At 60.4% G+C, this 11442-nt stretch carries 15 protein-coding genes; 6 read left to right on the forward strand and 9 right to left on the reverse strand.

The features are described 5' to 3' along the window. The first annotated feature begins 77 nt into the window (after window positions 1-77). Window positions 78-1568, forward strand: a complete 1491-nt coding sequence (locus J3O30_RS10985; protein WP_207584149.1) for an FAD-dependent monooxygenase — start codon at window positions 78-80, stop codon at window positions 1566-1568. A gap of 142 nt (window positions 1569-1710) precedes the next feature. Here J3O30_RS10985 and J3O30_RS10990 read toward each other — a convergent pair whose 3' ends face one another. The 4 genes from J3O30_RS10990 to J3O30_RS33730 form a co-directional block, all read right to left on the reverse strand. Further along, on the reverse strand, window positions 1711-2448 hold the full coding sequence (locus tag J3O30_RS10990) for a hypothetical protein (RefSeq protein ID WP_207584150.1): 738 nt from the start codon (window positions 2446-2448) through the stop codon (window positions 1711-1713). Window positions 2449-2751: 303 nt separating this feature from the next. Next, window positions 2752-3330, reverse strand: a complete 579-nt coding sequence (locus tag J3O30_RS10995) for a Fic family protein (protein ID WP_207584151.1) — start codon at window positions 3328-3330, stop codon at window positions 2752-2754. A 3-nt stretch (window positions 3331-3333) separates the two neighbouring features. Beyond that, window positions 3334-3543 carry a hypothetical protein gene (locus J3O30_RS11000; protein WP_207584152.1) on the reverse strand — a complete coding sequence of 70 codons (210 nt, stop codon included), beginning with the start codon at window positions 3541-3543 and terminating at the stop codon, window positions 3334-3336. 421 nt (window positions 3544-3964) lie between these two features. Continuing rightward, complete coding sequence (locus tag J3O30_RS33730) at window positions 3965-4147, reverse strand: hypothetical protein (protein ID WP_311043789.1); 183 nt, start codon at window positions 4145-4147, stop codon at window positions 3965-3967. Between the two features lie 239 nt (window positions 4148-4386). On the opposite strand from J3O30_RS33730, the gene J3O30_RS11005 reads away from it, so the two are divergent. Beyond that, a complete protein-coding gene (locus J3O30_RS11005) occupies window positions 4387-4680 on the forward strand; it encodes a DUF982 domain-containing protein (protein ID WP_207584153.1) in 294 nt (97 codons plus the stop codon). 93 nt (window positions 4681-4773) lie between these two features. Here J3O30_RS11005 and J3O30_RS11010 read toward each other — a convergent pair whose 3' ends face one another. After that, window positions 4774-5601: a nickel-binding protein gene (locus J3O30_RS11010; RefSeq protein ID WP_207584154.1), complete on the reverse strand. Its 828-nt coding sequence runs from the start codon at window positions 5599-5601 to the stop codon at window positions 4774-4776. 385 nt (window positions 5602-5986) lie between these two features. On the opposite strand from J3O30_RS11010, the gene J3O30_RS11015 reads away from it, so the two are divergent. The 3 genes from J3O30_RS11015 (at window position 5987) to J3O30_RS11025 (ending at window position 6803) form a co-directional block, all read left to right on the forward strand. Beyond that, the gene (locus tag J3O30_RS11015; RefSeq protein WP_207584309.1) at window positions 5987-6244 is read left to right on the forward strand and encodes a DUF982 domain-containing protein; all 258 of its coding nucleotides are present in this window, start codon (window positions 5987-5989) and stop codon (window positions 6242-6244) included. A 122-nt stretch (window positions 6245-6366) separates the two neighbouring features. Further along, a complete protein-coding gene (locus J3O30_RS11020) occupies window positions 6367-6537 on the forward strand; it encodes a hypothetical protein (protein ID WP_010069037.1) in 171 nt (56 codons plus the stop codon). Beyond that, a complete protein-coding gene (locus J3O30_RS11025) occupies window positions 6537-6803 on the forward strand; it encodes a hypothetical protein (RefSeq protein WP_207584155.1) in 267 nt (88 codons plus the stop codon). The genes J3O30_RS11020 and J3O30_RS11025 overlap by 1 nt, the downstream gene beginning before the upstream one ends. A 127-nt stretch (window positions 6804-6930) precedes the next feature. Here the strand turns inward: J3O30_RS11025 and J3O30_RS11030 are convergent, their stop codons facing one another. Next, window positions 6931-8427, reverse strand: coding sequence for an FAD-dependent oxidoreductase (locus J3O30_RS11030; RefSeq protein WP_207584156.1), 1497 nt, complete (start codon window positions 8425-8427; stop codon window positions 6931-6933). Between the two features lie 44 nt (window positions 8428-8471). Between J3O30_RS11030 and J3O30_RS11035 the strand changes: the two genes are divergently transcribed. Then, complete coding sequence (locus J3O30_RS11035; RefSeq protein WP_207584157.1) at window positions 8472-8984, forward strand: MarR family winged helix-turn-helix transcriptional regulator; 513 nt, start codon at window positions 8472-8474, stop codon at window positions 8982-8984. A gap of 25 nt (window positions 8985-9009) precedes the next feature. On the opposite strand, the gene J3O30_RS11040 is transcribed toward J3O30_RS11035, so the two are convergent. The 3 genes from J3O30_RS11040 to J3O30_RS11050 are packed head-to-tail and all read right to left on the reverse strand — an operon-like array spanning window position 9010 to window position 11441. Further along, on the reverse strand, window positions 9010-9399 hold the full coding sequence (locus tag J3O30_RS11040) for a RidA family protein (protein WP_207584158.1): 390 nt from the start codon (window positions 9397-9399) through the stop codon (window positions 9010-9012). Between the two features lie 54 nt (window positions 9400-9453). Beyond that, the gene (locus J3O30_RS11045) at window positions 9454-10035 is read right to left on the reverse strand and encodes an NAD(P)H-dependent oxidoreductase (protein ID WP_207584159.1); all 582 of its coding nucleotides are present in this window, start codon (window positions 10033-10035) and stop codon (window positions 9454-9456) included. Continuing rightward, complete coding sequence (locus J3O30_RS11050; protein ID WP_207584160.1) at window positions 10035-11441, reverse strand: FAD-binding oxidoreductase; 1407 nt, start codon at window positions 11439-11441, stop codon at window positions 10035-10037. The genes J3O30_RS11045 and J3O30_RS11050 overlap by 1 nt, the downstream gene beginning before the upstream one ends. Window position 11442: the final 1 nt, after the last annotated feature.

An 11442-nucleotide genomic window follows, 5' to 3' on the forward strand; every position in this document is an offset into this window, starting at 1 on the left:
CCCATCAATTTGGCTTCCCGGGAGCAATTGAGCCGCTATATCGCCCTCGGAAGTCGGAACAGAGGAGTTAGCGGACGATGGAGCATGCAGTCGTTATTGCCGGAGGGGGGCCGACCGGCCTGATGCTGGCGGGCGAATTGGCCTTGGCGGGCGTCGATGTCGCCATCATCGAACGCCGGCCGAACCAGGAGATCGTCGGTTCGCGCGCCGGCGGTCTGAGCGCGCGCACGCTCGAGGTTCTCGACCAGCGCGGCATCGTCGACCGGTTCCTGGCGGAGGGCCAGATCGCCCAGGTCACCGGATTTGCGGTCACGCGGCTGGATATCAGCGATTTTCCGACCCGGCATAATTATGGTCTGGCGCTGCGGCAGAAGCATATTGAGCGCATTCTGGCCGGATGGGTCGGCGAGTTGCCGGTGCCGATCTATCGCGGCCGCGAACTGACGTCCTTTCAGCAGGACGACACCGGCGTCACCATCGAACGCTCCGATGGGGCTTCGTTGAGGGCAGGTTATCTCGTCGGCTGCGATGGCGGCCGCAGTCTGGTTCGCAAGATGGCCGGCATTGAATTTCCAGGATGGGATGCGACGACCAGCAACATTCTCGCCGAGGCCGAGATGGAGGAGGAGCCGCCACTCGGCGTCCATCGCACCGCGCTCGGCATGCATGCCTTCGGCCGGGAGGAATATGAAATTCGCGACGGCAAGGTCGTCTTTGCCAGCGAAGGTCCGATCAATGTCATGGTGACGGAAAAGAATGCCGGCGCCACGAGCGAACCGACGCTCGGCGATCTCAAAGAAGGCCTGATCGCCGCATGCGGAACGGATTACGGAATCCATGGTCTGACCTGGATTTCCAGGTTCACCGACATGTCGCGGCAGGCGTCGGCCTACCGCAAGGGCCGCGTTCTCCTGGCTGGCGATGCCGCGCATGTGCATTCTCCGGTGGGCGGGCAGGGCCTCAATACCGGTGTGCAGGATGCCGTGAATCTGGGCTGGAAGCTGGCCCAGGTGGTGAAGTGCATATCGCCGGAAAGCTTGCTCGACACCTACCACGCCGAGCGCCATCCAGTGGCCGCCCGCGTGTTGCGGACGACGATGGCACAGGTCGCCTTGCAACGGACCGATGACCGAACCGAAGCCCTGCGGGACGTGGTCTTGGAGCTGCTCGCCATGCAGGAGCCGCGCAAAAGGATCGCCGCCGAAATGTCCGGCCTGGCCATCCACTACGACCTTGGCGACGGGCATCCGCTGCTCGGCCGCCGCATGCCCGACCTCGACCTCACCACGCTCGATGGCCCCTTGCGCGCCTATACGCTGCTCCAAAATGCGCGGCCGATGCTCGTGAATCTCGGCACGCCCGGCAGTCTCGACATCACGCCGTGGTCAGACCGCGTCCAGCTGGTTGACGCCGGCTGTGATGGTGCGTGGGAGCTGCCTGGGCTGGGTGCGGTCTCTGCACCGACTGCAATTTTGATCCGACCCGATGGCTATGTCGCGTGGGTCGGTGAGGGGACGCAGGATGGTCTGCGCGAGGCGATGAACAGCTGGTTCGGAGCGCCAGGCTGAAAATCGCAAGAAGCTAAAGCATGTCGCGCAAAAGTGTGCAGCGGTTTTCCCAGGCAAAGCGCGAAGCGCTTTTGCCGCAACGACATGCGTAAAAACAAAGACCTAAAGCGCGAGGAGCGAATCTGAAAGATCGCGACGCGCTTTAGGCGGCAAGCGAGATCGAGACGCAATCCGATAGCATCTCGGCCTCCGGCATCGGTTTGCCGCGACGCTCCCATGTCCGGCGGCTGATGCCGAAAGCCTCCCAGGGGCGCGCTTGGCTGAAAGAATTGGCGAGATAATCGGCTCTGGGAAGCGCGCCTGCGGCACGGCGTTGCTGCTCTTTCCGGCTTCGGTCCCGCTGCCGCCGCCTTTGTTTTTGAAGTTTTGCTCTTTTCCCTTTCGGCACATCGAAGGCCCCGATCGTGCGGATATCGAGGGCGCAGCGCTCCGAGTAGCTCAAATGCAGAGCGTGGCCGAGCGCGTCGGCCGACAGCGAGGAAAACCGCACCTTCGTTCTCTCGTAGATCACGTCCTCAATGTCGGCTTTCCCAGCCCAAGGCAGCCAGCGTGCCGCCCAGCCGAGAACCACGTCGACAAACGCTTCCTTGAATTCCACGAGGGCGAGGCTGGCGATCACCTCGACATAGATCAATGCGTCATCCGCCTCGGGCACGATGTCGCCATGGCGATGCCTTATCAATTTCTCGATCTCGCGCATCCGCCCGCGGAAGTGGTTCCAGCGGCCGCCCCGCGCGCGGCGCTGCACGGCCTTGTAACCCAGCAGGCAGTCGCCAACTTTGATGGCTGAAACTTCCCGGGCAAACCCATCCGGCTGATCGGATTTTGCAGCCCGCTTCCTGGATTGAGTCGCGTCATCTGCGGCAGTAGGACGATCCATCGATTTCCCTCACGATCGGCTCCGGGAGGCCGAAACGCTTGACTGTAAAGGACGTCGAGGGGGGTGATCCACACATCATTCGGTGGATCGTCAACAAAACGGGCATGAATCCCGGTGCGACCCCGATGCTTCACCATGGTTTTTCGAAGGGCGTGCGAGATTGCTTGTTTGTCGCGAGGAGTTAGTCGCGATCGAATAGCCGCGTTCCGAACTCAGGCGGGCAATTCACGAACCGCCGCCTTCAACCCACCCATCGCGACACGTCGCCAACGCCCGCTGCGGTCCTTTTGTCGGGCAGTAAGCCTAAATCATTCGCCGGATTTCGTTGACAAGAGGTGCCAGCTCGCGGTGGAAGCTTTTGATCATCGCTTGTAGAAACGGCCCAGGGCGTAGTTCGCCTTCATCGACCTCATATCCTGCATTGCGCGCCAGCATCGTGAGGAAGACCAGCTGGATACGTCCATTGCCCTCACGGAATGGATGGATCGCGTTGATTTCCCCCAAAAACCATGCGGAACCTTCGGCAAAGGCGTCCTTTGTTTCGGCCGTTGCGAGATATCCGCGGCTTGCCAATTGAGCAAACAGTCGTTTGGCCTCCGCCTCGATGTATTCGGGAAAACCGAACCAGTTGTCACCCTTGCCTGTGCGGATGGTACGAATATTCCCGGCCCAGCCGTATACATCCTGGAAAAAATGGTAGTGTAGCGCGCCATAATGCGCGAAATCCAAGTTGCCGTTCGGGAGGGATTCCGTGGCACGAGAGTCGAACATGAGCTGCTCGAATTGGTCAAGCTGATCCTGATCTTCGATATCGGCTTTATTGACCAGGACGTGAGTGCCCGGATAACAGAGCGGGTCCTCGACGGCATTGTAGCGGACCACCCGTCAGACTTTCTTGAAAGCTTTGACTATCTCTCGGCGGTAAGCGTCCCCCTTAAGGTCGCCGGACGTCAGTTTCTGCGACAGCGCCTTGGAACCGGCACTCAGCTTCAAACCTTCGACCTCGGCAAATTTCGCCGCCTTCTTTTCACCGATCGGACGTGTGACAAATCGACCGGATTCAGCAGGCCGACCTGATTTCGTTTCTTTTGTCATATCGCATCGTAACATCCAGCCAACCCTCACGCGATCATAATTATCGGAGCCGCGGCCAGATTCGTCCGTCTGTCGCCGCGAGGACAAACCGGTCGAGCCGCCACAACTTCCGTCAGTGACGTCTTACTCAGCGAAAGCCGAAGAAACTCAAAATCGCGAGCACGATAACGACAGCGCCGACAAGCCAGATCAAATTGTTCATTGGGAACCGTTCTCCTGTTTGAATTGAGCCAACCGTGACCCGTTGACCTAACTGCGGGCGGGGCTTGCGGTTCCCTAACCATTCCCGTTGCTGCAGCGCGCCTCACGACGCGGTGATACCGCGGCTGCTCTCCTGGGAAGCGGGGTTCAGCAGCATCTCGCACTTCGGCGGCCCGGCAATCTCAGCGAAGCGCTGAACGAATGTCGGGCGCCAGCGCCATCAATAACTGCACGAGCGCGCGTTACCGGGCCTGAAGCCACCCGCGCATGCCGGGTTTACCGATGTATCCCGTTGATACTGAAAATCTTCGCGATCGTGCTTGCTGGGCGAGGTGCAGGAAGACGTGATCGCAGACACACCGATCAGCATTCCGGCAGCCACCAATGTGAGAAATCGATTCATTGAACGTCTCCTTGCGAGGTTGATCCTGGTCACAATCTACCATGCCGTCACGTTAGCTTGTGGAGCCTTGAAGCTAGATCGCTGATCAATTCACTCAAGATAATCTGATCGAGCTATTCTGTCATTATGGAAGTAGTTGCCGATGGTTTCAGCGAAAAACAGCCGTTTTTGTCTTGAATAAATTATGGTTTTTCAGTAATATTATCCCATAAAAAAGTAATATAAATGGGAGGAATACTATGAATGAAACTCGGTTCGATCCGGTTTTGCTTCATCGTCAGCATTTCATCGCTGAGATCACGTGTCTCGATGAAATCTTCGATATTCTCGGTGAATGGCCGGAGGACAAGCGAGGTCTGGCATATGACACGCTGTTGAAGGCGTGCAGAGACACGGCCAGCGGCCGTTTCCCGCTGAGTGCTGCGCGCGAGAATTTCCGGCGGTTTCTGAAGATGTCGGGTGTGCTGGCCAAGGTCGAGGGCGCCCCCAAATTCGAACAGCTGATGGGCGATCGAAATATCGGCAATGCCTGATGATACTGAGTAGGCAGGGGCGCGCCGTCACATCATGTGCGGCGCGTCTTGCGTTCGATGTCGGCTGCCCCGCCCTCGCCACAAAGCGTCACGTCAAGCATGCCCGCCATTCGCCCATTCGCATCGGAAGACCATCATAGGCTTCGAAAACCCCTTGAGCCGACGGCGCGTGGCGTGGCCGAAGAGATCGGCGGCACCATACTCCCGGAAAATATTCTCCGAGACGAGAATCTGGTCGCTGGCGGCAACCGCACAAAGGCGCGCCGCAAGCTGCACCGTCGATCCGAAGAGGTCATTGCTGTCCTCGACCGGCTCGCCGCAATCAAGCCCGATGCGGATGTGGATCGGCTCGGCGTTTCCGCCGTTGTAACGCTTGAATTCCTGCTGGATCGTCATGGCGCATTCGACGGCGGCTGATGTGGCGGAAAAGGCGGCCATGATGCCGTCGCCGGTGTGTTTCACTTCCCGGCCTGACGTTTGGCCAAGGCATCGGCGCACGATCGCGTCATGGGCTCTCACCATTTCGGTCCCTATGCGGTCGCCGAGCCGCGCCGTCATCTCGGTCGATCCGACGATATCGGTGAAGAGGATTGCCCGGTGGCCGGGATCCACCTGCGCCGAGGATTGGCCAGCCGCCGGCTCGAGGTCATGAATTCGGCCGAGAAAAGCCTCGACCGCAGACAACGCGACCTCGACGATCTCGTTGGCGACGAAACCGTGCGCATCGCGATGCACACATTGGGCGGTCTCCATGTCAGGCGCATCGACGAGACAGAAGACGGTCCCGCGCTGCTGGTCGAACCAATAGGTGAGAAATTTGACGTCGTAGCGATCCTGAATGTCGAGATCCATGCGGTGCGCCCGGGCAACGTCGGCCGCCGACGTTCCCTCGAGAAAGTGCCGGTCCATGAAGATAGGCATCGCGCGTCCTCCCAGAAGGGATGGCATTGTACGATCTGGATGCGGCTGCGTCCACCTTTGGGACAATCAATATCCGATCATTTCGGCCTGTTGCTTCCAGAAATGCCAATGAAATCCTGTCAGTTCTATAGAATACTAGGGAAGAGATTGATTTTAATGAGTAGGTTCGGGAGGGAAAGCCTGATATTTACCATAATCTGTCGTTTGATAACTGATCGCCGGGTTCTCTGCGCCGATCGGGACGGTTCAAAGGTTGCATGTTCTCAAAGCGCCTGGCTGGAGGGACGAGGAGACATAGTTGCCCCGCAGGCGAGCGGCCCGCCAACGGCACGCAAATTGCATTGTTACTGGTACGCTCACCGAAATTGGGAAAAGCTGTAGCAAAGTGAGACAGACGGCACATTTTCGACCGGTCGGCTTGGCCTCAATAGGGCTCGGCCATTATGCCGTTATTAACTCTGTGTGGGATGCCGCGCGCACGCTGCTGCACGATTGGCCAGTAGACGACGGCGAAGAATATTTCGAAGCCGTGAAATCCTGCCTGGATGCGATCATCGGCGATCTCCCGCCGGATGAGGTGCGGGCATCCTTCATCAGGGCTGCGCAGGAAGCCGGCATCGCCGTCATCGAAGCTGCGGACTGAACGCCCGCCGTGTTTCTACCCCAGGCTCCGGCCTGATCCCGTTGAACACCCAAATCCCTCCCGACTTGACTTTTCCGGCCGAGGTTCTATTTTAGAACAAATCAGGAACATCGGAGATGGTCATGACGCATACGGAACAGGTGATCGCCAACGCCCTAGCTCTTGTCGAAGCGTCCCGCGCGGCGCGCGAGCGGGATCAGCTGCGGCGCGCCGCCTGGCAGAGAAAGGTCGAACTCAGCCGGCCGCTGCCGCCCTTGCCACGCCCGGTTCAATTGCCACTGGCGCTAAACTGATGCAGCCGGCAAAGATCTTGCAACCCGAGCCGGCTTGGCCCGATTCAGCGCGGCCCGATCCGGCTTGGCCCGATACAGCTTGGCCAGATCCGGCGTGGGAAGTCGAAGCCGTGCTTGCCTGGCATGACGACAATGCCAAGGCGGCGATCCGCTCGCTGCTCGACGACTGCAAACATCTGCGCCAGCAACTGGCGCTGGCGGAGAGAGCGATCAGCCGGGGAATGACCCGCGGTTGGACGCCGCGATACGAGCGCGACGCCCTCTGAAACATTTGCGCTGCGCGCCATTGGGGATCGGCGATCCGCCTGGCGGCGGGGCGACCGGCAGCCTGGAACGGGATGGTTTCAGGCCGGGTCCGCCTCAAATAGAATTCTGCTCCAAGCGGCTCAGGCATCATGTTCCAAGGCCGACATTTGCCAGATAGGCATCCAGCGCCAAGGCATCAGACGATCCGACGATGGCGCCGACATACCCGTCCGGGCGCACGAGCGCCCAGTCACCTGGGGTCAGAGCGTAGGCGTCACGGAAGTGCCCGGCTTTATCAAGGATATCGCCGCGCCGGCCGATCCTGTGGATGTGCAATCCGCTGCGCGGCGGCACAGTGACTTGCTCGACCTCGTAGCCGAGCAGCGTCCAGTGCGCGCCGCTGAACAGTTCGAACAGCCGTCTCGGCTGGCCGGCCGCACCCGTGAGCGGCGCATCCGGCGCGCGGTCGCCCGCCAGCAGGCCGCCGCGGCGCTCCGGCTTTTCCAGCGCGATGGAGGATTCGGGATAGCCGATATCCAACTGATGGACCTCGCGGCCGCGCCGCATCTCGCCCCGCTTGAGTTGGTCGAGAAGATCTGTGGCAAGACCCAACATCGCCGCGGCGACCGGGCGACGCTCTTCCTCATAGCTGTCGAGCAGTGCATCAGGGCCGCCGGCGACGACTGCAGCCAGCTTCCATCCGAGATTATAGGCGTCCTGAACGCTGGTATTGAGGCCCTGTCCGCCGGTCGGCGGATGCGTATGGGCAGCATCGCCGACCAGGAACACGCGGCCGAGCCGGTAGCGATCGGCAAGCCGGGCGTTCATGGTGAAGGCCGAAGCCCAGGAGACCGAGTGGACGTGAATATCGTCGCGGCCGGTGCGCTCCGCGACCAAGGCGGTCAACCATGAAGCGGAAAGGTCGATCTCGCCTTCGAGCGGAATGGGTCCCTGGATCTGGAACAGTTCCGTTCCCGCGAGCGGGCAAAGTGCGATCTGTCGCCGCATGTCGCCTTCGCCGAAGCGATGCCAGGCGTCGCGCTCCAACCCCGTCAGCATGACATCGGCGACGATGGCGCGCACGCCGAGCGTCTTGCCGGGAAAACCGATATCAAGCGCGTGGCGTACGAAGCTGCGCCCGCCATCCGCGCCGATGAGCCATCGCGCCTGAATAGTCTCTTCGCCAAATGGTCCCGTGAGCCGCGCCGTCACGCTTGCCTCGTGCTGTTCGAAGCCGATGAGTTCGCATCCGAACTCCGGCTGGTGCCCCAGTTCGAGCAGGCGCTCGCGCATCACGCCTTCGGTCAGGAACTGCGGCACCATCAGCGGAAGATGGTAGGGCTCGGCGGGCGTCGGCTCCCCACGCAGCACGGCTTCGGATTCGCTGAAGATTCCGTCGTCGCGATATTCTCGCTGCAGGGGATAGGCGCCGCCGAGCGCGACGATCTGGTCGAGAATGCCGAGATCCTCGAAGACCTCCTGCGTTCTTGGCTGAATTCCCTTGCCGCGGGAGCCGCGGAACGGGTCGTTCAATTTCTCGATCAGGCGGAAGGATACGCCGCGCCGCGCCAGCTCGATCGCCAGCGTCAGCCCGGCCGCGCCGGCGCCTGATATCAGCACGTCGACTGAAGAATTCTGTGTCATTGCGATCTCCATATGTGTATTATGCACATAATAGGAGAATGGATATGGCGTCAACAAAAAACGTGCAAAATACACATATGTCCGAAAGGTTGCGCGAGTTGCATAGGGCATTGATCGAGATCGTCAGCGTCATGAACCGGCCCCAGCGCGATGAGCAGATGGTCCGCGAGGCCGGTATTTCGCTCGATCGCGCCCTGTTTCCGCTGCTGGTCACGGTGGAACGGCTTGGTCCGATCGGGGTGGTCGAACTTGCCGATCGCGCCGGGCGTGACTACACCACCGTCAGCCGCCAGGTCGCCAAGCTTGAAAGTCTTGATCTGGTGGAGCGCCGCGGCAGTACTGCGGATCGGCGCGTGCGCGAGGCGGTCATTAGCCCGAAGGGCAAGGCGATGACCGATCGCATCGACGCCGCGCGCGAGCGCATGGGCCGCGCCATCTTCGAGCGCTGGGACGAGCACGACTTCAATGAACTGGTGCGGCTGATGCGGAAGTTCGCCCGTGATATTAGTGGCGATATCGGCAATGGCGCCGAGGAGCCGCAGACAGAAGGCGGCTGACCGGCGGACGACCCGAGAGGCAATGTCAAAGCACTTTGGCGGCCGTGACTTCGACTTCCACGAGGAATTCGGGGCGGGTGAAGCCGCTCATGATGATCAGCGTCGAGGCCGGCTTCGGATCGAGTGTATAGCGATCGCGCATGGCCATATAGGCAGGGAAATCCTCACGCTTCGTCACGAAGCCTGAGATGCGGATGACGTCGGCAAAACTCATTTCCGCCTCGGCGAGAATTGCTTTGATGGCCTCGAAGCAAAGTTCTGCCTGTGCGCCGATATCTTCCGGCACTTTCTCGTCGAGACCGATCCCGAGCTGCCCCGAGGTCACGAGCAGCGAGGCCCCGGCCGGCACCAGCAGCCCGTGATTGTAATTTCCGAATGGACGACGGACAGACGCCGGATTGAAAATCTTCTTCATGGGCATTCCTTGCTTCAATGAGGATGCTACCACGACCAACCACCCGGTCGGGTCTTAAAACCGCTCCATCGCCATCTTTACCTTCTCCAAAAACCTGGCCCGGGTTTCCGGCGTGCAGTTGTTCATGTCGTAATGGGCAAGAAAGGTGACCGGCCGCAGCGGATTGATCTGCGCCCTCAGCACACGCTTGACGATCTTCTTCGGCGGGTTGCCGGCGGCGAAGGCGCGAAACGGCGTCGCGCCGTATGTCAGCACGGCCGCGAGTTTCCTGATGTGGCGCAGCCGCGATTCCACCTTGCCGTCGACCAACTCGAAGGAGACGCCAGGAAGCCAGACGCGGTCAAAATAACCCTTCAGGATCGCCGGAAAACCGAAATTCCAGATCGGCGTCACCAGCACCAGCGCTTCGGCCTGCTTCAGCCGCTCGACATAGGATTTCACCAGCGCGGTATTGCCGGGATAATCGTGATAGGCGAGCCGGTCGTGGCGGGAGAGCACCGGATCGAAATTCTCGGCATAGAGATCGCACGCATCCACCTCGTGACCGGCCTCTCGCAGGCTTTCCAGCGTCTGTTTGTAGAGCGCCTTGCCGTAGCTTTCCTCGACCGGATGCGAATGAAGCACGAGAACTCTCATTAGGCCTCCATGACGCTCGCAAGCCCGGGGAAGAGATAATTCTTGCCGGCATTGAAATCGAAATCGGGATTCTCCCAGGCGATCATCTTGCCGGGGTTCAATAGCCCTCTCGGGTCCGTTTCCTGCTTGAAGGCGAGCTGTACTTTGTCGGTGCGCTTCATGCCGCCTTCCTCTAGCGTATAGCGATGCGGATTGAAGATCGGGCAGCCGTGATCCTGGTGGATCTTGATGATCTCCTCGAGGCGCTCCTCCGTGGTATAGCGCACCAGCGGCAGGCCGGAGCATTGGATCTGCCCGTCGAACCTGATGAATTCGAGATGTCCAGGCACTTCGTCGCCGAAGATCTCGACCATCTTGGCAACCTTGGCGACGTGATCCGGGCCTGGATACTGAACCTGCAGATAGGTGAAGCCGGGATCGACCTTCAGCGCACGCAGCGTCGTGTGGTTCCAGGCAAGCTCATAGGCATGCGGAATACCTTTCATGCTTTCGACCGTGTCGGAGCGGAAGATGATCTCGCCCTTGTTGGCGGCGGCAAAGGCGAGGAAAGCGTCCATCGAATGCGGCGCGATCATCAGCACCACCACTGACTGGCCCTTGCTGATATAGGGCCTGTGGCGGGTGAAATAGTCGTGCGGGATCGGTGCCGCGATCGGCGCGATTTCCTTGACGAGGATGCCGTTGCATTTGGCCAGCGCATCCGAGAAGCGCACCGATGCCATGAAGTCGTCATAGCCGACAAGCACGTCGACCCAATCATAGGCAGGGGCGAGCGGCATTTCGATTTCGGTGATGATCCCGTTGGTGCCGTAGGCATGGCTGACCTTCTGCAGGTCCCAGCCAGTCAGGTCGAGCACGCGCGGCTCGGCCTCCATGGTGACGACGCGCAGACGCAGGATATTGCCGAGATCGCGCAGACCGCCCCAGGTGATCGACCCGACGCCGCCGGAGCCGCCGGCGATAAAGCCGCCGACCGTCGCCGTCTGCGCCGTCGACGGGTGGAAGCGCAGCTCCTGGCCGGAATGCGCTTTGGTCTGCTTGTCGAGCTGGGCAATGACGATGCCCGGTTCGCAGACAACCCGGCCGGGATGGATTTCCTTGATTTTGTCCATGGCGGCAAGGTTGAGCACAATGCCGCCGGAAAGTGGCATGGCCTGGCCGTAATTGCCGGTGCCGGCACCGCGCGGCGTTACCGGCACGCCGTGCGCGAAAGCGACCTTCAGCGCCCGGATGACCTCTTCTTCGTTTTTCGGCGTGACGACGAGATCGGCCGTGACATTGTCGAGCTGCGCCTTCAGGATCGGCGAATACCAGTAGAAATCGCGGCTTTTCTGACGCACCAGCGCCGGATTGTCCTCGACGGCGATGCCTTCGAGTTGCTTTTTGATCGTCTGATAATCCGGCATG

It is taken from the genome of Rhizobium sp. NZLR1, assembly GCF_017357385.1.
In the GTDB taxonomy this organism is placed as follows: domain Bacteria; phylum Pseudomonadota; class Alphaproteobacteria; order Rhizobiales; family Rhizobiaceae; genus Rhizobium.